The sequence below is a fragment of the Mucilaginibacter sp. genome (genome assembly GCF_028288185.1).
Lineage (GTDB): Bacteria > Bacteroidota > Bacteroidia > Sphingobacteriales > Sphingobacteriaceae > Mucilaginibacter.
In genome coordinates this window covers 38,065-64,136 of sequence record NZ_JAQBOF010000028.1, presented here as the reverse complement: position 1 = coordinate 64,136, position 26,072 = coordinate 38,065, and the positions used below count along the sequence as shown (strand labels likewise).

The following is a 26,072-nucleotide window of genomic DNA, read 5'->3' as shown; positions in this document are numbered from 1 at the left end:
TAAGGTAATAAAGTTTTGAAATGAGCACGAATGAATTAAAGCGCCTGGCACAAAAGTATTTTGCAGGTACCGCGTCTGCAGAAGAAAAAGAAATGCTTCATCAATGGTATGATGCTACAAACGATGGCTGGGTTGAAGTTGTGGAAACCAATTTGCCCGACACGGAAGAACAAATAAAACAACGCATATTTAAAAATCTGCAACAGCGCATACAACTTGATAAAGAAGCGCAGCAACAAAAAGTTATAAAACATAATTTTTCTTTAAGGCGCATATTATTGCCGGTGGCTTCTATAGCGGCAATTTTGCTGATAGGTATTTTTATTTTTCAATCTGCCGACAAGCAAATATTGCCTGTTGAAAAACAGATAGTTAAGGCTCCGTCAAACAAAGTTATCCAGATCATTTTGGCCGATGGATCAAAAGTTTGGTTAAATGCAGGTTCGGTATTTAAGTATCCTAAAACCTTTAACGCAAAAGTACGTGAGGTAGAGTTGTTAGAGGGACGTGCCTTTTTTGATATTAAACACATGGCCGACCATCCGTTTATTGTTAAAACCAATAACTTAAATGTAACTGTTTTAGGTACGTCGTTTGACATTCGCGCTTATAAACGTGAGGGAACAACCAAGGTTAGCGTAGTTACCGGCAAGGTTGGTATTACTATACCTAACGAACCTGCAAAACCGGCTATTATGCTTACAGCTAAAGAAGAGATTGTTTTAAGCAGAACAACTAAACACGTGGTTAAAGCGATAACCAAAGAAGCGGTGGTAAACCTATGGTGTAAAAACGTGCTGGTGTTTGACCAGGAAGATCTGAGCAATGTATTTAAAGCGATAGAAAAGAAGTACAATACCAAAATAACGGTTGAGGACAAAGACCTTTTAAAAGAACGCATATCAATAACACTGGGCAATCAACGCCTTGATACTATAATGGAAATATTAAGCTTTACCAAACACTTTAACTATAAAATGGCCAATGACAGTACAGTAGTTGTTAAATAAGGCACTTTCTTTCTTAGAAGCTAAGAAAAAAAACCGGGAACATAAATGCCCCCGGAATAAGATTAGCCGGCTGTAAACATGCTTGAGACCCATTAACAGCATAGGCTCAGTTTAATATTAATATTAAAACCATTACAAATATGAAGAATTTTTACGGCAAATTATTGCCTATACTTCGAAAATGCATGCGCATTACAACAATTATCATTGGAATTCAAGTATGCTGTGCCGCTATGTTGGCCGCGAAGGGCACCCGTGCCCAGGAGATGAACTTAAATGTGGATAATTTAAGTATAAAACAAGTATTTAAACGTATTGAGCAACAAGCAAGCGTAACCTTTGTTTATGATGCCCAGATAATTAATAAATTACCTGGCCTTACGTTGCATATAAACAAACAGCCGCTCAGCGAAGTATTAACCGAATTGCATGATAAAACCCAACTGCAATTTAAGCTGGTAGGTAATTTTATAGGCGTTGCGCAAAACTTAGGCAGTATGCCCGTACTTACCCTGGCTAATCCTGAATTAAAAACAGCCATTAAAATAACAGGTGCGGTAAGGGATGCCAGCGGGCAGCCTTTAATTGGTGTAAGCGTTACCGTAAAAGGTACACAAAGCGGTACACAAACCAATGTAAATGGCCAGTTTGACATTGACGCTAATGTGGGCGATGTGTTGGTGTTTAGCTACATTGGTTATACCCGCAAAGAAGTAACCGTTCTGTCGCCAGCTCCAATGAGCGTACTGATGGATGAAGACTCTAGAGAGCTTAGCGAAGTTGTTGTAACTGCATTAGGTATCAAGAAAGAAAGAAAAGCATTAGGCTACTCTATTACCGAAGTAAAAGGGGCCGAACTTACCCAAGCCAGGGAACCCAATGTAATGAATAGCCTGGAAGGCAGAGTTGCAGGTTTAAATATTAGCCCTATAGCAGGTGGCCCAGGCTCATCATCAAACGTTATTATACGGGGTAAATCAAGTTTAACACAAACCACACAACCCTTATATGTAATTAATGGTGTGCCAATGGAAAACAACACCAACAACCCGTTGGGCAGCCAGTATGACAACCAACCGGACATGGGTGATGCCATTGGTAATATTAACCCGGATGATATTGAAACTATATCAGTATTAAAAGGTGCCGCGGCTTCTGCACTTTACGGTTACCGTGGTAAAGCTGGTGTTATATTAATAACTACCAAAAGCGGTAAGGGCAACAGCGTAGAGTTTAACTCTAATTACGTTGCCGAATCTGTTGTAAATTCAACCAACTGGCAATATATTTATGGCCAGGGTGCAAACAATATTAAACCTGCCGATGCTACCACCGCATTTCAATCGGGCCAGTCAAGCTGGGGTGGCAAATTAGATGGAAGCAGCGTTGTACAATTTGATGGTGTTTCGCGTCCGTATACTGCGCAAACAAATAATATCAAGAATTTTTACAGAACAGGTGCAACGGCAACTAATACCATTGCTTTAAACAGAAGCTTTGATGGTGGTTCTATCCGTTTTTCGGCAAGTGATCTTACTAATAAGGCTATCACGCCAAACTCCGGTTTAAACAGGCAAACATTTAACTTTACTGCAAATTATAATATCAATAAAAATTTAACTGCCGATGTACGCGCTAATTATATATTAGAGCAGGCACATAACAGGCCATTTTTAAGTGACGGCCCCGGTAACTCTAACTACAACGTTACGTTATTGCCTACCAGTGTTGATGTTAATGTATTAAAGAAAGCTGTAAATGCTGATGGCAGCGAGTATGGCTACTCTGGCAATACATTTGCAACCAACCCTTGGTTTGCAGCCAACTATTTCATTAATAATACCAGCCGCCAAAGGTTTATTTCATCGGCTAGTTTACGCTATACTTTTGATGATGGCTATTTTATGCAGGCAAGGGCCGGCAGAGATGCTTATAATGACCGTTATACAGCTGTAGTGCCTACTGGTACTGCATACCGCCCTTTAGGTACATTATCAGAAACTACAACAAATTTTTCTGACCTGAATACCGATGTATTATTAGGAAAGACCTACAAAGTAAGCGACCTGACCATCATACCAAATATCGGCGGTAGCTACCGTCGTACCAAATCAGAATCATTTATTATGAGTGGTAATAATTTTATTATACCTTATTTTTATGCTATAAACAATGTTGCCCAACCTAATCCAACTGTAATTAATCCATCAGACCAGGAAGTATTTTCGTTGTACGGAACATTAGAACTTGATTATAAAAATTTCCTTTATTTAACCGGTTCTTCACGTAACGACTGGTACTCTAGCCTGGCTACTCCCGGCGTAAAAAATCCGCTGAATAAGTTTTATCCATCGGTGAACGGCTCATTTGTATTCTCAGAATTTGTACAAAATGATTGGTTAAGCTTTGGTAAGCTTCGTGCAGGTTTTGCACAGGTTGGCCAGGCTACATCTGCTTATCAAACACAGTTAGCTTATAATTTCAATGGCTCAATAAATTCAAGCCCGCTAGGTGTAATTGCTAATGCCAATGTGCCAAACAGTGGTTTAGTAGCGTCACTTGCAACCGAGTTGGAAATTGGTACAGAAATGCGCTTTTTTAAAGACCGTTTAAGTTTGGATGTTACCTGGTACAATAAAAACTCGACAAACGAGATACTTGCTGCACCGGCTTCCATAACTTCGGGATACGGCGGCGCCATACTAAACATCGGAAAACTACAAAATAAAGGTATTGAGGTTTTAGTGTCAGGCACACCTGTTAAATTAGGCAGCTTTAGCTGGACAACATCTTTAAACGGTGCTTTAAACAATAACAAAGTTATTTCATTAGCAGCGGGTCAATCTTCCATAGCCGTATCAACATCACGTACCGGTAACGGGTTTACGCAGAACATTGTTGGTTTACCAACAGACCAGGTTATGGCGTTTGATTACAAGCGCGATGCAAGCGGCAATATTGTAAAAGACGCGAGCGGCATTCCACAGCAAGGCGACTTAAAGGCTTATGGCTCTGCCTATGGTAAATGGACCGCCGGCTGGACCAATGAGTTCACTTATAAAAGATTCACTTTTTCATTCCTGATAGATGGTAAATTTGGTGGCAAAATATTCTCAGCGACAGATTACTATGGTTATTTCTTAGGCCTGCATCAGGCAACCCTGGTTGACCGTGACGTATTAGGTACAAAAGCAGCTACTTACTATCAAACTTTGGCTACGAATGTATCCAGTTTGTTTGTACAGGATGCTACCTTTATTAAAGTACGCCAGGCATTGTTGAGTTATAACTTACCGGCAAACCTGTTCCATGGCGCTATTAAAACTGCATCAGTAAGCGTTGTAGCCCGTAACCTGTTCTATCTTACTAAAAGGACGGATAATATAGATCCGGAGTCTGACTACAGTTATAACGCGCAAGGCCTTGAGCTGGGCGGTGTACCGGCTACCAGGACCTTTGGTTTGAACCTTAATGTTAAATTCTAATATTAATCACTACTAATCTTATTAAGATGAAAAAGATATTTAAATACGCTTCATTGGCTCTGGCCGGCGTAATTCTTTCAACGGGTTGCAGAAAGGATTTCGAGAAAATAAACACCAACCCTGCTACCTATAATCCAAGCACTTTCGATCCAAATTTTCTGTTAACAAGCGCTCAGTTGGGTTATTCAGGAAGTTCTGATTTTAGCTATGATACATGGAGAGGCAATTTAATATACTGCTCAACCATGATGCAAGGCTTATCAACAGTTATTAGTTATTGGGCCGGTGATAAATATATCCTTAACTCGGGCTATACAGCCGCTTATTGGGGATTTTCCGGCGGTACGCCAACATCGGGTGATGGTGCATACCCAGAGCAGGTTAGGCCTATTGTTGACGTAGTACAATCTACCACCGGCATAGCAAAATATAACAACTTGCACCAAATTGCCCGGATCATGAAAGCGATGATCTTTGAACGCATTACTGATCTGTATGGCGATGTACCTTACTCTCAAGCGGGCCTGGGTTATTACAGCAAAACCTATTTCCCGGTATATGATAAACAACAGGCTATATATGCTGATCTGTTAAAAGAGATCTCTGAAGCAATAACTGCACTTGACCCTGCCGGCGACAGGCCAGTTGGCGATATGTATTATAAAGGCGATGTTACTAAATGGAAAAAATTCGGCAATACTTTATTGTTGCGTGTAGCAATGCGTTTAAGCAAAGTAGACCCTGCTACCGCTAAAACCTATATACAAAAAGCTATTGGCAACACGATGGCAAGCAACGCGGATGATGCTTTCTTTTTAGGCGATGCGACTGGTGGCCGTAATACGGTTAACCGTAACAGCCAGATCTTATTAGGCGATGGTGGTCAGGAAAATTTCTACACCCGTTGGTCAAAAACGTTTATTGATTTCTTGAAAACCAATAATGATCCTCGCCTATCAAAAATAGCGGTGACTAATTTATACGTTAACGAGAATACAAAAGCGCAAAACTCGGGGGCTAACTCAAGCTTTGCCGCACAAAAAGGCATGCCTAATGGTAAAGACCTAAGTGGTGTAGCAGCGCAGGATGTGCGTCAGGATGCAAGTTTTACAGCCTTTACAGATTACTCATCGCCTGCCCCGGCTTTGATAAAAAGGAATGGCCCGACCTTCGTACTTACGTATGCCGAGTCTGAGCTATTATTGGCAGATGCCGCGGAGCGATTTGGATTAGGTGGCAGCGCAGCAACACATTATCATGATGGTGTGGTGGCAGCCATGACCTATCTGGGCGAGTATGATGCAGCAGCAACGGTTACAACTACTGACGCGGAAATTTATTTAGTTGCCCATCCTTATATACAAGCTATAGGCTTACAAATGATCAATACACAGTATTGGGCACTTAACAATACTATGCTTGATTTTTATGAATCATGGTCAAACTGGAGAAGAAGTGGTTTCCCGGTATTAGTTCCGGTAAACTATCCGGGTAACAATACAGGGGGTGTTATTCCTCGCCGTTTTCCTTATCCTATTTCTGAGGCTGGCAGTAATACTGCTAATTATAATGCAGCGCATAACGCTGTGGTTGGGGGCGATGTTTTAACATCCCGCGTATGGTGGGACGCCCAATAATAAATTGATTGGTTGGACCCCTGCCGCCCGGCGGGGGTCTTTTTTTAAATTTTAATGCCTACACTATTATGGCCAGATTAAATCTGCTGGAAGAGACCCGTTTTGAAAAATTATCGGTAACGGTATATCCCGATCAACATACAGCATCTATACAAGTAGCTAAACGAATAGCTAGTATCATCTTAAAAAAACAAGAAAACAGCGAGCAAGCCGTATTGGGCCTGGCAACCGGCGTAACCCCAATAGGTGTATATGCCGAGCTGGTGCGCATGCATCGCGAAGATGGTTTAAGCTTTAAAAATGTGATCACCTTTAATCTGGACGAATATTATCCCATGAAACCTACCGCGGCACAGAGCTACGTAACCTTCATGAATGATAATTTATTTAACCATATTGACATTGATAAAGCAAATATCCATATCCCTGACGGTACGCTGGAGCAATACCAGATAGCCCAGTTTTGCCTGGAGTATGAGCAGAAAATAACCGCGTTGGATGGCATTGACATTCAAATTTTGGGGATAGGCCGTACCGGGCACATTGGTTTTAATGAACCGGGATCTGCCCCCAACTCGGGCACGCGCCTGGTAACTTTGGATGACCTGACCCGCAGTGATGCCGCGCGTGATTTTGGCGGTAAAGAAAATGTGCCCGACAAGGCTATCACCATGGGGATTGGCACCATATTTAAAGCCCGCGAAATTATATTAATGGCCTGGAACCAAAAAAAGGCCGACATTATAAAAAAAGCGGTCGAGGGTGAAATATCAGGCGAAGTACCTGCCACTTACCTGCAACTATCAGACCATGTGGAATTTATTTTAGACGAGGGTGCAGCATCTGCTTTAACTCGTTTTAATACGCCCTGGCTGGTTAAAGACTGCGTATGGACAAAGGCGCTTAAAAAGAAAGCGATAATATGGCTGGCTAATACGCTTGACAAACCTATACTAAAACTAACCGAAGAAGATTATAACAATCATGGCATGGCGCAATTGGCCGTACAACAAGGGCCGGTATATGATATTAATATTGATATTTTTAACAAGCTGCAACACACCATTACCGGCTGGCCAGGCGGCAAACCAAATGCTGATGATTCTCAACGACCGGAAAGAGCTGAGCCTGCCTTAAAGCGGGTCATTATATTTTCGCCGCATCCGGATGATGATGTAATATCAATGGGTGGTACGTTTATCCGATTGGTTGACCAGGGACATGATGTACATGTGGCCTACCAAACATCGGGCAATACCGCGGTTTGGGATGATGATGTATTGCGTTACATGGAGTTTGCCATTGATTTTAATAAAAGTATAGGCGATGATAATACCCGGCTTAAAGGTATTTATGACGATATGCGCCAATTTTTTATCCGTAAGCAACCTAACCAGATCGATACCGCCGAAGTACGAGATGTAAAAGGTTTTATCCGCAAAAGCGAGGCAATATCAGGCGCACGTTATGCCGGGTTGGAAGATGATCATATACATTTTATGGCTTTGCCTTTTTATGAAACCGGTAAAACAAGAAAAAACACCGTAGGCGAAGAGGACATAAAGCTCACCATGCAACTGTTACAACAAGTAAAACCGCACCAGATATTTGCCGCCGGCGATTTTGCCGATCCGCATGGTACACATGTGGTTTGTTTTAATATTATACTGGCCGCACTGGATCGTTTACAATTGACCGAGGATTGGGTGAAAGATTGCTGGTTATGGATGTATCGGGGCGCCTGGCATGAATTTGCCATATACGAAATTGAAATGGCCGTACCCCTTTCTCCGCAAGAAGTGATAGGCAAACGCAACGCTATTTTCAAGCACCAGTCGCAAAAAGACCGGCCGGTTTTCCCCGGCGAGGACGCGCGCGAATTTTGGGTACGGGCCGAGGACCGTAACCGTGACACAGCACGTTGCTATGATGAACTTGGCCTGGCCGAATATGAAGCTATGGAAGCTTTTGTTCGCTATAAATTTTAACAGGTACATTTAGCTGTAATGGCAGCATCGCCCGAAATGAGGCGGGTGGTGTTTGCCGTTATCAGCGTTATATAAAAAAGCACCTGCTAATCATCATTATCTTTCTTTTTCTTTTCTAAAATAACAAACGCGCTGCGTTTAGGTGCAGGCATTACAGCATTCTCGCCTTTTATTGCTTTCCAGATCACCTCGTTCATATCCCTGTCGGGCACTTTATCTTCATTGGCCAGGTTAAAAAACTCTGATCGCCTGCTGCTTTCGTTAACCGCTACGTTACGGCTTTCAATGTTAACTTTTGCAGGTATTAACTGATAAGGGGTAAGCACAGGTTTATTTGTAAAACATTCATAAAATGGTAATGCGGCCGCATCATACTGGCTCATTGGCGGCAGGCCCAAAATCAGTTCAATAGTACGCAGCATCCCCGATGTTGAATACATGCTATGTATTACCGTATTGCGTTTTACATAAGGCCCGGCAACATATACCGGCGAACGGTGCGCATCGATATGATCGGGGCCGGACTGCGCGTCATCTTCCAGGATAAATACCACTGATTCTTTCCAGATAGGGCTTTGCGACAAATGCTCAACTATACGGCCTACGGCCAGATCATTGTCGGCAACGGAAGCTATAGGCGAATACTCACCGACCTTTTGGCCACTGGTATGGTCCTGGCTTATACGCAGCGTATTTAATTGCGGCACCGCATGAATGTTTAACAGCGAGTCAAAATCGCGTATCCAGGCATTAGCCCGTACCTGATCCTTGATCTTTAAATTGAAGCCGGGCGAGTAAGGGCCCATGTGTCCCTGTAGCGACTTGAGTGAAGCTTTCTTGTACGAACCGAACTCGCCGTAGCTGCGGTAAGTTACACCGGCACGTTTACAATAATCCCAAATATATCCATCATTAGCGCCCGATGCCTGGCCGCTATAGGCAGGTCCGCGCGATGCATAATTTGTTGGCCATGTTTTCTCAATAATGTCTGTAGCGTAAGCGCCCATGCTCCAGTTATGACCGTCCTCGCTCACTTCGGCATCTACATAAAAATTATCAAGCAATACAAACTGTTTAGCCAGCGCGTGCTGATTGGGTGTTATATTTTTACCGAAAATACATAGCGAAGTATCACCATTTCCCTCGGGCATATCGCCTAATACCTGATCGTAAGTACGATTTTCTTTTATAATGTAAAAAACATACTTAATGGGCGACTTCTCGCCAAGCTTGCGCGGTATTGGGTTGCCGGCTTCTCCATCCGCTTGAATGGTTTTTTTTGGTGTAAAGGGTGTGTTGGCATACACCTGCTTTGTATAGGCTTTAAGCTGCTCGGGTTTTGGCGCGTCAATAAAAGACAGCGCTCCTTTAAATAAACCGCCGATATACTGTATCTTGCTATTAGCGGTTTGGCCCACATGTTCGCCTATATTATTATCTTTTAAAAATGGTTGGGGCCCTAGCGGGTTTGCTTTAGAGGTTAAGCCCTTGCCGTTAGCTACAATAATTTTACCGCCTAATGTTTTAACATTGGTTGGGTACCAGCCAACGGGTATAAAACCCTGGCTCTGGCTGTTTCCAAATTTTGACACATCAAAAACAGCCAGGCAATTATTGTCAGCATTGGCAATATAAAGCGTCTTTTCATCTGCTGATAATGCAAGCCCATTAGTGGTAGAGCCTACCAATTTGGTTGGATACAAAGCAGTTGCTATTGTTTCTGTAAGCTTATTAGTTTTGGTATCAATTACTGCAACCGTATTATCATTAGCGTTGGCCACAAAAAGGCGGTCGCCCCTCTTATCCAGCAATAACTCATTAGGATGACTGCCAGAATAAATAGTGGTAGTAACGGCACCGCTAAGCGTATTATAAACCGCTACCCCTTTACCTCCCCATAGCGAAATATACAGCGTCTTTTCATCAGGCGATAAAACACAATCGTAAGCAATAGTTGATAGCTGTAGTTTGCTTAAAATACTTTTGCTGCCTGGGTCAATAACATATAATGAGCTGTCGCCTTTAGTAACGGCATATAGCCTTGAGTTATTTTTATTAGTAACCAGGCCTGTAGGACAAACAATTTTTTTTGGCCAGGGCAGCCCCAATTTAATGGTATCTGCAATAGCTAATTTATTATGTTGTATATGGAAGTCAAGCACCCAGTTATCATAACCGCCCGATACATATAAATGATCTTCGTCATGGCTAAAGGCCAAACCGTACCAGGATTTCTTCAATACTTTTTCGTCCAAAACTTTTTCACTTTTAGGATCAATGAGTTGAACCGATTGTGTGCTTTGCCCGTTATTGGTAACCGCCAGTAATTTGCCACTGCCGCTCAATTGCATATTCAAAGGCAAATCACCCAAAGCGAGTTGCCGGCCTGCCGGGCTTAGCTTCCACCCGTTGGGTAAAAGTACCTGGTCGGTGTTTGTAATCTTTCCAGGCACTTGTGCATCAGCGCGTAAACTAATAAAAACCAAACCAGCTATATATAACAGCTTTAGTTGAAAAGTGATTCTTGACATAGTTTTAAATTTTTGTTAAATGTTACGGCGTCATTTTTACCGTTGTAAAAATGGCTTTTTATAAAATTGAAATTTGCAATTTTTCCGTTACATAAGTATATCTGCATCAATTGATAACCCTCAAGTAAAAACAGATGCGACATGTGGTATATTATAAATTAAATATTGATATTTAGCTTTTCACTAAACCTTATAATATGCGATATAAATATTTGATCCTGGCATTAACACTTACGCTTAGTTTTAACGCATTTAGCCAGGCCCCACCTGCTGAGTTTATGACCGGCCTGAAACAAATTATGGCTTCTGACAGGGTTAATGCCAAACAGAACTTTTTAATTTCCATTAATAAAGAACCCGCCTTTTTTGGCTCGTATCATTTTTTGGGCAGTATTTATCAGTCTGCCAACAACCTTGACTCGGCGGCCTGGTATTTTAAAAAGTCGATTATGCTGAATAGCAATAACATGAACCATACTAAAGAAATGACTTATTTGCGATTGATAAACAATTACGCATACCAGCACGATTTTAAAAACGGCTTTGCTATTGCATGGGAATCATTAAAACTTTATCCTGATAACAAGACCATACAATCAGCCCTGAAAGATCTTTGCTTATGGTCTTTTTATATTAAATATGATCATTTAGACGCTTCGTACTTAGCTATGGATATTAAGGATGAATTTGTAGTAAACTCTATTAATCAGGAGTATTTGATCATGAGGAAATTAAGGGTTGATGATGACGCACCGGTTATGGTTAACCAAAGCTTAGTATCTAAAAACAAAGCAAATTATGATGTATTTAACTGCACGTTGCCTGCCACCAAAAAAAGCATAACGCTTAACTTTAAACTAAACTGGGATATGCTGAAAGACTTTGGCGGTAAAATACCACCAACCGAGCCTGTTATAAATAACGCTAAAAATCCGGTTTATGAAAGAATTGGCGCAATGCTGATTGCTGATGACAAAACCGATGTAAAGCTAGCGATAGAAAAATGGGGAATTAATTAAACAGGCAACATAAACCAAAAGGTACTGCCCTTGCCTAATTGGCTGTCGACCCCTATTTGGCCGTCATGCTTTTTGATGATCTCGGCACAGATGTAAAGCCCAAGCCCAAGGCCCGAACCTTGAATGCCATGTGTTTGAACGCGATAATACCTGTCAAACAAATGATCTAATTTATCTTGTGTAATGCCTGGCCCCTCATCTGTTACAGACACTTTGGCCATATTATCTATCTTTTCAATATGCACCTTAATAATTTTTGTTTCCGGAGCATATTTAATGGCATTATTTACAAAATTGATGATCACCTGGTTCATCCTGTCAGCATCCGCGTAAACCTTTAGTTTCATGTCCCCTTCGGTAACAATGTCATACAAACCCTCTATGCGGATATAACCACAGCATTCCTCTATCATTTCTGATAGGACGAATTTTGTTTTGTTTAACTGTATTTGCCCTTCGTTAACCTTGGTGGCATTTAACAGATCTTCAATTAAAACGGTTACCTTATCTAAACTTTTGTTGGATTGCGCTATCAAATTTGGCAGCATTGTATGAGTAGGATTATCTTTCATACGGTTTAAAAGCTGTAACGATGCTTTCAACGTAGTTATCGGCGTTTTAAGCTCATGGCTGGCAATACTTATAAAATCATCCTTTTGCTGCTGTAATAATCGCAATTCATGAATATCAGTTGCTGTGCCAACCCATAGCAAAGTTTCGCCATCCTCATTGTTAATAGGCATCAGGCGGCTTAGGTGCCATCTGTAAATACCCTCGTCATTTTTAAGGCGTATCTGAAACTCGCCGCCATCAATGCTGTTTCTTATTTTTCTAAACTGTTCCAGCGTATATTGCAGATCCTCGGGGTGGATTATTTTACGCCATCCCCATGTTTTAGTTTGCTCATTAGTTAGCCCGGTATAATCATACCAGCGCTGGTTATAAAATATAACTTCTCCCGCAAAAGTATTTGTCCACGCTATCTGGGGGATGGTTTCCATCATGTTTCTAAACTGGGTTTCGCTTTCGGCCAGCGCTTTTGTACGGTTTGCTACCCGTTCTTCCAACTCCTGGTTTAACAGCGTAAGGTCCTGGTTTATTACCCTAACTTTTTCTTCCTGCTTAATAAGTAAGTGTGTTTTTTCATTCAGTTCATCGTTAGCTTGTCTTAGCTCTTCCTGCTGTACATTTAATTCGGCCGTTAATACAGCCAGATCCTCTGCCCTCTTTTCTTTCTCTTCGTTTTGTATAACCAGCTCTTTATTAGCAACAATTAGTTCGGCCGCACGGTTCTCCTTTTCTTCGTTTTGAAAAGCAAGCTCTATGTTAGCTATCAACAGCTCGGCAGCACGGTTTTCTTTCTCCCCATTCTGAAAAGCAAGCTCAACGTTAGCTATCAACAATTCGGCGGCCCGGTTTTCTTTCTCGCCGTTTTGAAAAACCAGCTCTTTATTAGCAATAATTAGTTCGGCCGCACGGTTCTCCTTTTCTTCGTTTTGAAAAGCAAGCTCTATATTAGCTATCAACAGCTCGGCTGCACGGTTTTCTTTCTCCCCATTCTGAAAAGCAAGCTCAACATTAGCTATCAGCAATTCGGCGGCCCGGCTTTCTTTCTCGCCGTTTTGAAAAACCAATTCATTATTAGCTATAACCAATTCGGCGGCCCGGTTTTCTTTCTCGTTATTTTGAAAAACAAGTTCAGTATTAGCGATAGCCAGTTCGGCCGCGCGATTTTCTTTTTCTTTATTCTGAAAAGCTAGTTCTTTATTGGCTATTACCAATTCGGCGGCGCGATTAGTTTCGCCTACTTTTTGCAGCGCGAGTTCTACATTGGCCGTGACCAATTCGGCAGCGCGGTTTCTCTTTTCTTCGATCTGAAAAGCTAATTCTTTATTAGCAACCGCTAGCTCGGCAGCCCGACTTTTTTTCTCTTCATTTTGAAAAGCAAGTTCTTTATTAGCTACCGCCAGTTCGGCCGCACGGTTTTTTTTCTCCTCGTTTTGAAAAGCCAGCTCTTTATTAGCTAACGCCAATTCGGCGGCGCGGCTTTTTTTCTCACTGTTCTGAAAAGCAAGCTCCCGGTTAGCTACAACCAATTCGGCAGCACGATTCTCCTTTTCGCGATTTTGAAACGCTAGCTCTTTATTGGCAATCACCAATTCTGCAGCACGGTTTTCCCTCTCCTTGTTTTGAAAAGCAAGTTCTTTGTTGGCAATTACTAGTTGATCCGAAATTTTCTTTTCCATAATTTACTTAAAAAGTATTGATTTAGCATTGCCAAATACATTTATGGGCTTGATAAATTAACGGCTTAAAGCGTATTCTTTTTTAGGTAGGTATGGTAAAGGTAACATTAATTACATGGTTTATTTTTTATATTTATAAAACCAACCTTTTACTACAGCAACTGGCATCCCGATAGTCATTAGGATGCCAGTCTAAAGGATTCCTATGGATGTATATGCTGTATACGTATGCACTCACCAGATATAAAACGTGCATACGACAAATACATCACCATTAAAGCCTACCTTTACCACCCACGCATGGAAGAAAGAAAATATTTAACAACCTGGAGAAGATACATACCGGTAATACGCTTGCATCTTAAAAGAAGCCTTACCTCAGAGCAAAGCTTTAAATTAAACATTACAGATTTTGAATCGGCCGGTGACCGCGGCAAATCAGGCTACACGTTTAACATCACAATGGAAAACGGTAAAGTAACCAACAACATCAGCGGATCAGCCGTAGCGCGCGATCTGTATGAGGCCCTGAAAACAGATGACTTGATCAAAGCCATGTTACAGGATAAAGCTATAAAAATAAGCGTTGGTAAATCATTTTTATTAAGTATAAAAACAAGCCATATATCAGCTTATAAGGAAGTATAACATTTTAAAAAAATATGAATTAGCCGGCATAAAAACATGCCGGCTTTTTTAATAAAAAAGCCGGGTAAGTTGTTGTATTGTAGCGTTTTATTATTTATATCTTTATATAAACTAAACATACAACAACATGAAAAAAATTATCCTTGGTGCAGCCGCGGTTGCTGCTCTTTTCCTTTCTGCCTGCAATAGTAAGACAGGAACAACTGCTAAAACAGGCGATAGTACAGCTACCACCTTAGCTAAAAACAAACAAACTGCTTTAAACTCAGATCTTGCTTTTAATAAAGGTGATGTAGATGGCGCGTTTAAAGACTATGCAACTGATTTTGTTGAATATGGTGAAGGATCTTCCAAACCCATTAAGAACGTTGATTCACTGAAAATAAATCTGAAACAGTTTTTTGCCTCATTCCCTGATTTTAAGGGCGAGAAATTGCATGCCGTTGCAGAAGGTGATACGGTAATAATAACCGGTATTTGGGGTGGTACTTTTAAAAACCAATTCATGAAAATGAAAGCCACCGGCAAATCATTTAAAAGCCCTGATGTAGATATCTTTACATTTAATAAGGATGGCAAAATAACTTCGCATAGTAGTATACAATCAAATATTTCGGCTATGTACCAATTGGGTGTACCGTTGACTACGAAGAAAAAGTAGTTTTATTCAATATCTATAAAAAAGGCAGATAAGTTGATTACTTACCTGCTTTTTTTATTTTTTTTGTGAATTTAAGTTGTTTAATAAGCCTATCTTTAAAAACAATCTTTCATCTTAATATCTTACTATAGTAGCAAGTTGACATTCAGGCATATTGCTTATTGTTATTCATAATGGCGAAAGCAATAAAAGAAAAAATTTCATCAAATCAGTTTCCGGTTGTTGGCATTGGTGCCTCTGCAGGCGGTTTGGAAGCTGTGTGCTCATTTTTAAAGGCGCTGCCTGCTAAACCGGGTATGGCATTTGTTTTTATACAACATTTAAGCCCTACCCACGAAAGTACTTTGCCGGAGATACTTCAAAAAGTAACCCCATTCCCTGTTCAGCAAATTACGGATAACATACATTTAGAGCCTGATAATCTATATATTATCCCCCAAAATAAAATAGTAACTACCACTGATGGCATTTTAAAACTGGCGCCTTTAGATAAGAAAAATAAAAAAGGTAATACTATTGATCTTTTCTTTTCTTCATTAGGTGTGGTACACCAGAGTTATGCCGTTGGCATTGTGTTATCCGGCGCTTTGAGTGATGGTACAGTGGGTTTACAAGTAATAAAGTCATATGGTGGTTTAACTTTTGCCCAGGACGAAGGTTCGGCAGCATTTGATAGCATGCCCAGGAGCGCTGTACAGGCCGGGGTAGTAGACTTTGTATTACCGCCCGAGCAAATTGCCCGACACCTTATAGATATTAATCATCCTTTTACAGCTTATACATCCGTAGAAATATCAAACACGCTCCCCCAGCAGGATAACGAAACGTTTAAACAAATATTAACCGTACTGCGTGTGCGCCGCGGTGTTGATTTTACTTATTATAAAAAAAGCACCCTAAAGCGCCGTATTATTAGGCGTATGGCACTTAATAAAATAGAAAGGCCTGTTGATTACCTGCTCTATCTGCGCGAAAATAAATTAGAGCAGGATGCTTTGTATAACGATATGCTAATATCGGTCACCAACTTTTTTCGTGATCCTCAAAGCTTTGATGTTTTATGTAAGGATATATTCCCGGTTTTATTAAATAGTAAAACCGATGTTGAGCCATTAAGAATATGGATAGCCGGCTGCGCTACCGGCGAAGAAGCTTACTCTGTGGCTATATGCCTGCAAGAACAACTTGGCGACAAAGCTGCGGCTATAAAAATACAAATATTTGCTACTGATATTTCTGAAACAGCCATTGCCAAAGCCCGTACCGGCATTTACCGCCAAACAGAATTAACAGGAGTATCGCCTTCACGGCTGCAACAATTTTTTACCAAACTAGACGGCAGCTACCAGGTAAATAAAATCATACGCGATATGTGCGTATTTGCCCATCATAATTTATTAAAAGACCCGCCATTTTCAAAGATAGACCTGGTGAGTTGCCGCAATGTAATGATATATCTGGAGCCTGTTTTACAAAAAAGGGCCCTAACTACCTTTAATTATTCTCTTAATAAGGGTGGTTACCTGATGCTGGGCAAATCAGAAACTATTGGTACCAGCACTGATATTTTCACCCCATATAATAGTACCGAAAAACTATACCACAGAAAGGGCCCGTTAGGCAGGTTTATGACGGTTAGCTCGCCCGGCAGGGAACAAACATTTCGTGAAATTGATAAAAACATTCAGAAAGAAAACTCTAGTAACGATATTTTTAAAATAGCTGATGAAGCTATGTTGGCTAATTTTATGCCTGCTAGTGTATTGGTAAATGACAAATTTGACGTTGTACAGTTTCGCGGTTCAACAGAAACCTGGTTAACCCCCCCTACCGGTAAACCAAGCTTTAATTTGTTAAAAATGGCGCGCGAAGGTTTAGGTTTCGAGTTGCGCAATATGCTGCATACGGCTAAAAAAACAAACTTGCCGGTGCGTAAGTTTGGTATGTTTTTTAAGATTAATAACTTGCAGCACTTTGTTAACATACAAGTTTTAAAACTTAAAGAAACAGCAGAAGAACATTACCTGGTCATTTTCCAATCTGCATCATCAACAGGGATTCAGCAAGCTATTTTCGAAACAACTTCGTTAACCGAAGATATGAATCATAGCGCTTCTGAATTACGTATTGAGCAGTTGGAAAGAGAGCTGATACAAACCAGGGCAGATATGCGTATCGTATCCGAAGAACAGGAAACTGCCAACGAAGAATTGCAAAGCGCTAACGAAGAATTGTTATCGGGTGGTGAAGAACTACAAAGCCTTAACGAAGAACTGGAAACCTCAAAAGAAGAGCTGCAAAGCACTAACGAAGAGATTATCATAGTGAATAAAGAACTATTGGATCGTAACGATCAATTAAACAATACCCGTTTATATGCAGAGGGTATTGTTAGCACCATCCGCGATCCATTAATTATATTGGATGAAGACTTGCGTGTAAAACGTGCCACAGGTGGTTTCTATACTAAATTTAAACTAACCGAAGAAGAGACAGAAGGCGCTTTAATATATGAGTTAGGTAATCGCCAATGGGATATACCGCAGCTTAGGGAATTGTTGGAGAGTGTATTGCCGGCTAAAAAAGCATTGGCAGACGTTGAGGTTACGCAGATATTCCCGGCGATAGGAAAACGTATAATGTGCCTTAATGCCCGCGAAATTGACAATATTAATGGCGAAAAATTAATACTGCTGGCTATTGAAGATATTACTGCTAAACGTAAAATTGAAGACGGATTGGCAGAAGTAGAACGCTTACTAAGCGAAAGCAAGGAACGTTTAAAATTCGCGGTAGATTCGGCAGGGCTGGGTACCTGGGATTATGACCCGCAGATAAGAGAGCTAATTTGGGATAAGCGTTGTAAAGAAATGTTTGACCTACCACCGTCGCGTACGGTTGATATCGCATCGTTTTTTGAATTAATACATGCCGATGATGTTGAGCGCGTACAAACCAGTATAGCAGAAGCATTGGGTGACAAAGACTCGGGCGAGTTTGACCTGGAGTTTCGTACCATACCTATTAATGGCAAACCTAAATGGCTCAAGGCTAAGGGCCGCGCATATTTTAATGAAGAAGGTATTGCTATAAGGTTTATTGGCACCTTGTTGGATATTACCGTTCAGAAACTAATAGACGAAGCTACGAGAGATTTACTACGTAAAAAAGACGAATTTATCAGTATTGCCAGCCATGAGTTAAAAACGCCTATTACCAGTCTTAAAGCCGCGTTGCAGATGATAGAGCGCATAACCTCTAGAACCGAAGAAATGAAACCGGCACACGGTTTTGTGCAAAAAGGCATTAAACAGGTTGACAAGCTAATTGAGTTGATAAAAGATCTGCTTGAAGTTACCAAAATACAAGCTGGTAAGCTTGAACTAAAGAAAACCCGCTTTATACTGGATGAACTGATAACGGAATGTTGCGAAGACCTGCAAGTACAGTCTGACAAACATCAACTAATTATTGAAGGCGAAAAACTTATTGACATTTATGCAGATAGGAATCGATTAGAGCAGGTGATTATCAACTTAATATCCAATGCTGTTAAATATTCGCCCGATGGCGAAAAGGTTGTAATTAATGTATCCGGTGGTACTAACGAAGTAAAAGTTTCTATTACTGATTTTGGCATCGGTATCCCTAATGATAAGATACCTTTCTTGTTCGACAGGTTTTTCCGGGTTGATGATACTTCACAAAAATATTCGGGCCTGGGCCTGGGTCTTTATATCTCGGCAGAGATTGTTAGGCGGCACGATGGGTATATAGGTATTGAAAGCACTCCCGGCGAAGGCTCTACATTTTGGTTTACTATTCCGGCTAGCAAATAGTTGATCAGTCACGTTTTTCTTTTTTTATCTTTATAAATACTATAACTCAATTAGTCCTTTCTAACTGTAAGATGTCTATGATGAAATACAACTCTCATTGCTGACGAATAAGTTAGTTTTGTCAACAATTGGTAAAGTTGGATTACTTCTTGCTATATATTTATTGCAGGCATTAAACCGTTTGCGATTTTTTAGTCTATAATAATAACAGTACTAAATAAGCTGTAGAATTATAAAAATAATATTATGAAAAGGATATATCAGTATTTAATGTTAACAGTTTTAAGCGGCTTTTTATGTTTGTCTTTAGCTGTTCCTGCTAATGCTCAACGAGGTGGTGGACATTCAGGTGGTGGTGGTGGCGGTGGCAATTCAGGCGGCGGCGGAAGCTTTAGTCACGGTGGCGGCGGCGGTGGCGGAAGCTTTAGTCACGGTGGCGGCGGTAGCGGTTTTTCTCGTGGCGGTGGATTTTCGGGCGGTGGCCGTAGTAGCAGCTTTAGTTCGCCCCGTCAAAGTTATAGCGGCGGTTTTTCAAGGGGACAAAGTAGCAACAGCTTCAGCTCTCCTCAAAGATCGTTGCGCAGTAATGCGTTCGGCAGTCCGTCTTCCGCTTACAGGGGCGGGTCGGTTGGTGGCAATAACGGTTTAACCTTTAGAAGAGGTGGTGTAGGCAGCAATTTTAACGGTGGATATTCAAGAGGAGGCCGTTACTATCCCGGTGGTTATACTAGCCGTGGTTATAGTGGTGGCCGTAGTTACGGTTATCGTTATAGCCCATGGAGCAATCGCGGTGGTTATTTTTACAATCGTGGCTTTTATAGCAGCTTATATTACCCCCGTTTGGGCTTTGGTTTAGGTGTATTGCCCTATGGCTACTATCCATTTTATTGGGGCGATGCACAGTTTTACTACAGCGGCGGTTATTTTTACCAATATGATAACAACCAATATACAGTAGTTGAGCCACCTATAGGTGCAGCGGTTAATACTTTGCCAAGCAACGCGCAGGCAATTACTATAAACGGCCAGCAATACTACGAAGCTAACGGTGTTTACTATACCCCGGTAACTAAGGACGATGGCAGCGTTGTTTACCAGGTTGCCGGTAAAGATGGGCAGTTAGATACTTACTCTAACCAGGATAACGGTTACGCGCCGCAAAACGACGGATATGTGGGAAGGCAAAATAACAACAGTGGCAACCAGCAAGCAGTTGCGATGCCTGAGATTGGCGACCTGTTTTACAGCCTGCCATCTGACAGCCGTAAAATAAAGATCAATGGCCAAACCTACTATGTATCGCCTGATGATTTTTATTACCAGGAAACTCAAGATCAGAATGGCAAAAAAGCCTATAAAGTTATGGGCACGCCTGATGACAATCCGGGTAACTAATAATAAGGATATAAATTACTTTAATGCAGGGCGGGCACTTTATCAGTACCCGCCCTGTTTTGTTTCACAAAAACATGAAACAAGTGAAACAGATGAAACACTATTTTGACTCAACCTATTTAAAATAAGCTATTTACAAAAACCTGATGAAACAAAATGAAACAACCTATACGTCAGGGTTTTTATGTGTAAAGTATAAATATACTACTGATCATCAAACACTTGTATTTCATTGATTTTAAAACCATAAAACACGCTTTTTTGTTTCACCGCTCACAGCTAAATAAGGCTTTGGATTAGGGTACTGCCAAACAAGCACCACCACAAGATCTGTTTTTATTGCTATAACACCAACAACAGCGAGTATTAGCTTATAACAAAAAAGCCCCTTACCGGGGCATTGAATTAGCTAAAAAATGTGTCCACTATACTCGCAGTTACATTATCAGTCTAATACTCTCCAAACGTTTCATCCTTAAAGCACCATAGCCATTGCTCGCCAGGCTCGGCAGATATTACTACCGGGTGTTGGGTGGCATGATAATGTTGGGTGGCATGTTTATTTGGCGAACTATCGCAGCATAACGTAACGCCGCAGGTTTGGCAGGTGCGCAAGTGCATCCAGTCATCGCCTGTTTTAATGCACTCTTCGCATACATAATCTTTTGGCTGTATAATGGTTGTTATTTGCTGCAGGTGCTTGCAAGTTGGTTCGTTTTCCATCAGCTATAAAATATTAAAGGGGTTAGTGCGGGCGTGGGTTATTTTGGCTTCAAACAACTCGGCCATTTTAGCGGCGCGCCATTTTGCTTCTTCGGCTTTTAAGCCGGTAAACAGTTCGTCAACAGTTTTATTAAACAGCGCCAGCCAGGTAGCAAAGTGTTCATGACTAACAGGCAATTGTGCATGCGGCGCAAATGGGCTGCCAAAGTAAGTATGCTCATCCAGCAAAACTGTTTGCCAAAAGCGGTACATTTTTTCTAAATGGATGGGCCACTTGTCCTGTATGCGCTCATTAAATATGGGGGCCAACAACTCGTCTGTCCCTATCCTGTCGTAAAAAGCATCAACCAGTATTTTTATATCGGCCAGCGTTAATATCTGTGTCTGTTGCTGCATGTTATTGGCGTGCTTTGGTGTTACTTCTAACAGGTGTCATGTGGATAGTAAACGTTGTTCCCAGTTTTTCGGCACTGGTGACACTAATATTACCGCCGTGTTTTTCAACTATCTGCTTAACAATACTCAATCCCAACCCTACAGATTCCTCTCCTCTTATCCCCCTGCGGCTGGCGCGAGAGAAGCGATCGAAAATATAAGGCAGCAGACGATCGGGTATGCCCATACCAAAATCTTTCACATCAATAAATATCTGTCCATCGGCATTGTGCAGCTTTACCTCAACTCGTTCACTCTCGCCCGAAAACTTAATGGCGTTGCTGATGAGGTTATCCATAACCCGTTGCATTTTCTCCATATTAATATGGGTATAAATGGGCGTGTCCGTACCGTAATATAATATATTTGTGTGGTCGGTTTTATTCTTAACCCACTCGTCAACTATTTTAAGCAGATATTGGTTAAGCTCCACCTCTACAATATCAAAAACATTTTCTTTATCGTTATGAGCGGTCTCTATCAGGTCATTAATTATAGAGGTAGCCTTATCGCACGATGCTTTTATCATTTGCAGGTTTTCCTGGTTTTCGGCATTAATAGTGCTGTCGTCCTTCATCATCATAGCCAACGTGTAAATTGCCGTTAACGGGTTACGCAGATCATGAGCCACAATACCCAGTATTTCGTTTTTTAAACGGCTGCCTGTTTCAATTTCTATATTCTTTTCCTCGATAGCTTTTAGTTTTAAATAGTTATCGGCACGGTACGAGAACAGGTAGCGCGAAATACAAAAATACAGGATTAGCAACACAAACGACACCACATTATTTAGCAACTGCTCGCTAAAATCAGGCTGATAAGTGGGTATCACCAACATAAAAATAACGCTGGTTACCACTGCAATTATAAGGGTTTCATAATACTCGATTGTGAAAAACACGCCGGCAAGCATTAATGCCGCCAAATACATAACCAGTGTATTGCGCGGGTTGTGCATAGCAAAAAAAGTAACCCGCATACCATTGGTTATTACAAACATGGCAAACAGTATTACTAGCACATGACCTAATTTGGTTAATAACCGGTTACGTTCATAATAGTTAAGGAGCAATACAGCGGCGAAGTAAAATAATGGACTAATTAAAGTCGATATCATGTTTGCCCGCGACAACTCGTCAGCATGGTTAATATTGTTAAAAGGCAGGTTGGTAAAAGTACCCAGTATACGTATGCTTAAATTAATAAGGAAGTAAATTAAACTGATGGTTTTTACAGTTCTTAGGTTTTGACGGGTGCAGTAACTCCTAAAAGCCGCTCGGCTCGCCTGATTGATCCTTGTGAAAAAGTAAACCGTCATCCTTAATTATTTGGCATAGCTAATATACAGAATCTGTTAATAATATTCCTCAACGTGTATTGATATTTCTTTAAATTGTATATACAAGTAAACTCATAGTTAAAATGCTTCACCCACATCAATAAATAAACCCTTTGATCCCTGCGTACCGAAACCATAATCAAACGAAATGCTGGTTTTTGACACCTTGTTTAATTTTATGCGCAGCCCCGGTCCAAAAGCAGGCTGTATAGATTGCAACCTGGTACCCTGCGCGGCCGAGAACGATTCGGCATTGGCGAATACAACACCGCCAATTAATCCGTTTGCCGATATCCTGAACCTGTACTCGGCCTCACCATAGATCATTTGCGCGCCGCGAAATCTTCCTTGTATATATCCCCTGCCCGTTGCCGAGTTTGAATCCCACGATACACTTGGCAGATCTAAGTAGGATGGATTACCATTTAGTATGATCCAGTCGAAACTCCACAAGGCTATTACATTATCAGAACTGGCCGGGAACTTAAAATACTTTCGCACATCAACCATTACCGAATGCCATTTGCTGGTGCTGCCCATAGCCGGTATGCTGCTGCGATATTGCAAGGATGCAAAACCACCTTTTGACGGATTAATCACATTATCCCTCGAATCAAAAAAAGTGCTGAACGTAAACCCCGATGCGATGGAGCGTGATGTTTTACCATACAAGGCATAATCAGACACCGTGCCGTTGATATTGCCTTTATCGGATACATTATAATGATCGTCAAACATATACCCTATACCTGCATAAAAATCACCACCGATATGCCGGTAAACGGTTTCATAAAAACGTATAAAATTATAATCCATCGGGTTCTCGTTAACCATGTTCGAGCCGCTGCCTAATCCAAAGGTACTTTGTGGATATTTGTAATAACGGTAATCGCCAATGTAATTGTATTTGTTGTTTTTGCTCCAGATACTGCTTTGCAGCGGGACACTAAACTGCTTATTTTCTGTGTATGACGTACTGGCCACAATAGTTGATACGCGCGATTTTGGCCCGGTACGGAAAGCCACATTGCCCGATAATACAATTGCCAGCTTTGATACCAGCGTGTATCCAATTGCCGGGACAATGGAAATTACTGGTTTTGATGTGATAGAATCATCAGCCGGGGCGGCGTTTTTATGGAAAGCCTGTCCTATTATTTCGTATAGATCTTTTTGAGGGGTGCCTTTGGACGACAGTACCGTTGTGTCCTTTTTTGTTTTTTTGGCCGATGTGTCTGTATATATTTTAGTAAGGGGTATATTTTTATTTTGTTGGGCGTAAAGCCGTTGGCTAAACAATAGCGCAATTAGCAAACCGCAAAAAGTATAAGGTAGCCTCATTTAATAAGTAACCATATTCAAATTAGATGTAAATAATGGCGTGTACAAAGCTAAATTAATTATTTTGATCTATACCCCATGAATTTACGCTTAACATTTTTAGATATTTATTACCCGTTACTAGTCATTATTTATTTACTTTGCCAACCACAAATATTTATTGTTGATATGACTTACTGCCTGGGAATAAAGGTTAAAGAGGGCCTGCTTGCAATTGCCGATACACGTATTACATCAGGAACAGATACTACTGTAAAAAAGAAAATTTCGATAGAACAAAAAGACGGATTTTCGCTTTTTATCATGACAAGCGGCCTGCGATCAACCAGGGATAAGGCCATTGTTTATTTTACCGAGTTATTAGAAACAACAGAATATAATAAGCTATACAAAGCTGTAAACGCCTTTGGCGAGCAGGTTAAAAGAGTAGTTAAAGAGGATAAGGAATCATTAGAAAAAGCCGGCTTTAATTTTGATTTGCATAGCATAATTGGCGGGCAGTTAAAAGATGACGATGAGCATAAACTATTTTTGCTATACCCGGAGGGAAACTGGGTGGAGCTTGGGCAGGGCGCTCCATTTATCATCATAGGTAACTCCGGCCATGGAAAGCCTATTTTAAACCGTACCTTAAATGAAGATTCGAGTTTAAAGCTGGCGCTAAAGGTTGGGTTTTTATCGTTCGACTCTACCCGTGTAAGCTCGAACAATGTAGATTTTCCGATAGATGTGGCCATTTATAAAAAAGACAGCTTTAACATTATCGAGCAACGCTACGAGAAAAAAGACCTTGAAAATATCTCTACCCAATGGGCCGAAGAACTAAAGGCAGCATTAGAACATGTATCCGAGGATTGGATGAATGTCGCATTTGATAAACTAACTTAAAACATACCCTATGAAATTCAATGTATTCACCGAAATGGAATATCAAGTGAGGTCGGCGAGTACATTGATATTAAACATCAATGCTTTACGCACCCCGCATCAAACCGTATTAAGTGAAGAGTTTATTATTGACCCATACATTAAAACCGAAGAACTAATATCTGCAAATGGCGAGAATCGCATGGTTAGGTTTGAGGTTAGTAAATTTGGCACAATAAAAGTTACTTATAAAGCAACCGTTGATAATTGCTATAAAACTGTCAACTACGAGGGCCAATACGAAACACCGGTAGCGCAGTTTGACCATAATATACTTCCCTATCTATATCCAAGTCGCTATTGCCAATCGGATAAATTGTATAGGCTGGCGCATAATATGTTTGGGCATATTGTTAACCCGTTTACCAAAGTAATAGCCCTTACCGACTGGATATACCGCAACGTACAATACCTAAGCGGATCAACCAATTCAGAAACATCGGCGTTTGATACTGTTACCGAGCAGCAGGGTGTATGCCGTGATTTCGCGCATTTGGGCATAGCGCTTTGTCGCGCCTTAACCATACCCGCGCGTTATTTTACAGGTTACGCTTATCAATTAACTCCGCCGGATTTCCATGCCTGCTTTGAGGCTTATTTAAACGGCGAATGGATATTGTTTGATGCCACCAAACTGGTACCACTAAACGGCATGGTAAAAATAGCCACCGGCCGTGATGCCGCCGACACCGCCATAGCCAACATCTTCGGCGAAGCCGATTTTACATCAATGGTAGTAAGCTGCGAACTGGCCGAAGAAGGTTTTGAGCCTTTGATGTATGGACATATTGATTATATGGGAATAGCGTATTTGTAAGCCCCTTCCAACCCTCCCCGGCAGGGAGGGC

17 protein-coding genes are annotated in these 26,072 nt (G+C 41.1%); 11 read left to right on the top strand and 6 right to left on the bottom strand.

Features of this window, described 5'->3' with window-relative positions; all coding sequences use genetic code 11:
* The first annotated feature begins 20 nt into the window (after nt 1–20).
* The 4 genes from JWQ34_RS11925 to nagB all read left to right on the top strand — a co-directional run bounded on the left by JWQ34_RS11925 (nt 21) and on the right by nagB (nt 8,120).
* On the top strand, nt 21–1,010 hold the full coding sequence (locus JWQ34_RS11925) for a FecR family protein (RefSeq protein WP_299357498.1): 990 nt from the start codon (nt 21–23) through the stop codon (nt 1,008–1,010).
* A gap of 140 nt (nt 1,011–1,150) precedes the next feature.
* Nucleotides 1,151–4,495 carry a SusC/RagA family TonB-linked outer membrane protein gene (locus JWQ34_RS11920; protein WP_299357497.1) on the top strand — a complete coding sequence of 1,115 codons (3,345 nt, stop codon included), beginning with the start codon at nt 1,151–1,153 and terminating at the stop codon, nt 4,493–4,495.
* Nucleotides 4,496–4,521: 26 nt separating this feature from the next.
* Nucleotides 4,522–6,132 (top strand): SusD/RagB family nutrient-binding outer membrane lipoprotein, encoded by a 1,611-nt coding sequence (locus tag JWQ34_RS11915; protein WP_299357496.1) that lies wholly within the window; start codon nt 4,522–4,524, stop codon nt 6,130–6,132.
* Nucleotides 6,133–6,200: 68 nt separating this feature from the next.
* Nucleotides 6,201–8,120 carry a glucosamine-6-phosphate deaminase gene (gene nagB / locus JWQ34_RS11910; protein ID WP_299357495.1) on the top strand — a complete coding sequence of 640 codons (1,920 nt, stop codon included), beginning with the start codon at nt 6,201–6,203 and terminating at the stop codon, nt 8,118–8,120.
* A gap of 86 nt (nt 8,121–8,206) precedes the next feature.
* Here the strand turns inward: nagB and JWQ34_RS11905 are convergent, their stop codons facing one another.
* On the bottom strand, nt 8,207–10,651 hold the full coding sequence (locus tag JWQ34_RS11905) for a bifunctional YncE family protein/alkaline phosphatase family protein (protein WP_299357494.1): 2,445 nt from the start codon (nt 10,649–10,651) through the stop codon (nt 8,207–8,209).
* A gap of 197 nt (nt 10,652–10,848) precedes the next feature.
* On the opposite strand from JWQ34_RS11905, the gene JWQ34_RS11900 reads away from it, so the two are divergent.
* Nucleotides 10,849–11,670: a hypothetical protein gene (locus tag JWQ34_RS11900; RefSeq protein ID WP_299357493.1), complete on the top strand. Its 822-nt coding sequence runs from the start codon at nt 10,849–10,851 to the stop codon at nt 11,668–11,670.
* Here the strand turns inward: JWQ34_RS11900 and JWQ34_RS11895 are convergent.
* On the bottom strand, nt 11,667–13,916 hold the full coding sequence (locus JWQ34_RS11895; protein ID WP_299357492.1) for a PAS domain-containing sensor histidine kinase: 2,250 nt from the start codon (nt 13,914–13,916) through the stop codon (nt 11,667–11,669). The genes JWQ34_RS11900 and JWQ34_RS11895 overlap by 4 nt on opposite strands.
* Nucleotides 13,917–14,144: 228 nt before the next feature.
* Between JWQ34_RS11895 and JWQ34_RS11890 the strand changes: the two genes are divergently transcribed.
* The 4 genes from JWQ34_RS11890 to JWQ34_RS11875 all read left to right on the top strand — a co-directional run bounded on the left by JWQ34_RS11890 (nt 14,145) and on the right by JWQ34_RS11875 (nt 20,459).
* Entirely contained in the window at nt 14,145–14,564 is a 420-nt protein-coding gene (locus tag JWQ34_RS11890; protein ID WP_299357490.1) for a hypothetical protein, read from the top strand.
* Nucleotides 14,565–14,691: 127 nt separating this feature from the next.
* Nucleotides 14,692–15,225 (top strand): ester cyclase, encoded by a 534-nt coding sequence (locus JWQ34_RS11885; RefSeq protein ID WP_299357489.1) that lies wholly within the window; start codon nt 14,692–14,694, stop codon nt 15,223–15,225.
* Between the two features lie 173 nt (nt 15,226–15,398).
* Nucleotides 15,399–19,064 carry a CheR family methyltransferase gene (locus JWQ34_RS11880; protein ID WP_299357488.1) on the top strand — a complete coding sequence of 1,222 codons (3,666 nt, stop codon included), beginning with the start codon at nt 15,399–15,401 and terminating at the stop codon, nt 19,062–19,064.
* 246 nt (nt 19,065–19,310) lie between these two features.
* Complete coding sequence (locus tag JWQ34_RS11875) at nt 19,311–20,459, top strand: DUF6515 family protein (protein WP_299357487.1); 1,149 nt, start codon at nt 19,311–19,313, stop codon at nt 20,457–20,459.
* A 450-nt stretch (nt 20,460–20,909) separates the two neighbouring features.
* Here JWQ34_RS11875 and JWQ34_RS11870 read toward each other — a convergent pair whose 3' ends face one another.
* From JWQ34_RS11870 to JWQ34_RS11855, 4 genes are all read right to left on the bottom strand, one after another.
* A complete protein-coding gene (locus tag JWQ34_RS11870; RefSeq protein ID WP_299357486.1) occupies nt 20,910–21,182 on the bottom strand; it encodes a UBP-type zinc finger domain-containing protein in 273 nt (90 codons plus the stop codon).
* Nucleotides 21,183–21,185: 3 nt separating this feature from the next.
* Entirely contained in the window at nt 21,186–21,578 is a 393-nt protein-coding gene (locus JWQ34_RS11865; protein ID WP_299357485.1) for a group III truncated hemoglobin, read from the bottom strand.
* Nucleotide 21,579: 1 nt separating this feature from the next.
* Entirely contained in the window at nt 21,580–22,935 is a 1,356-nt protein-coding gene (locus JWQ34_RS11860; RefSeq protein ID WP_299357484.1) for a HAMP domain-containing sensor histidine kinase, read from the bottom strand.
* A gap of 99 nt (nt 22,936–23,034) precedes the next feature.
* Nucleotides 23,035–24,297 carry a BamA/TamA family outer membrane protein gene (locus JWQ34_RS11855; protein WP_299357483.1) on the bottom strand — a complete coding sequence of 421 codons (1,263 nt, stop codon included), beginning with the start codon at nt 24,295–24,297 and terminating at the stop codon, nt 23,035–23,037.
* Nucleotides 24,298–24,375: 78 nt separating this feature from the next.
* Here JWQ34_RS11855 and JWQ34_RS11850 point away from each other — a divergent pair, with 78 nt between their 5' ends.
* Nucleotides 24,376–25,185, top strand: coding sequence for a peptidase (locus tag JWQ34_RS11850; RefSeq protein WP_299357482.1), 810 nt, complete (start codon nt 24,376–24,378; stop codon nt 25,183–25,185).
* Nucleotides 25,186–25,195: 10 nt separating this feature from the next.
* The gene (locus JWQ34_RS11845; RefSeq protein WP_299357481.1) at nt 25,196–26,041 is read left to right on the top strand and encodes a transglutaminase family protein; all 846 of its coding nucleotides are present in this window, start codon (nt 25,196–25,198) and stop codon (nt 26,039–26,041) included.
* Nucleotides 26,042–26,072 lie beyond the last annotated feature (31 nt).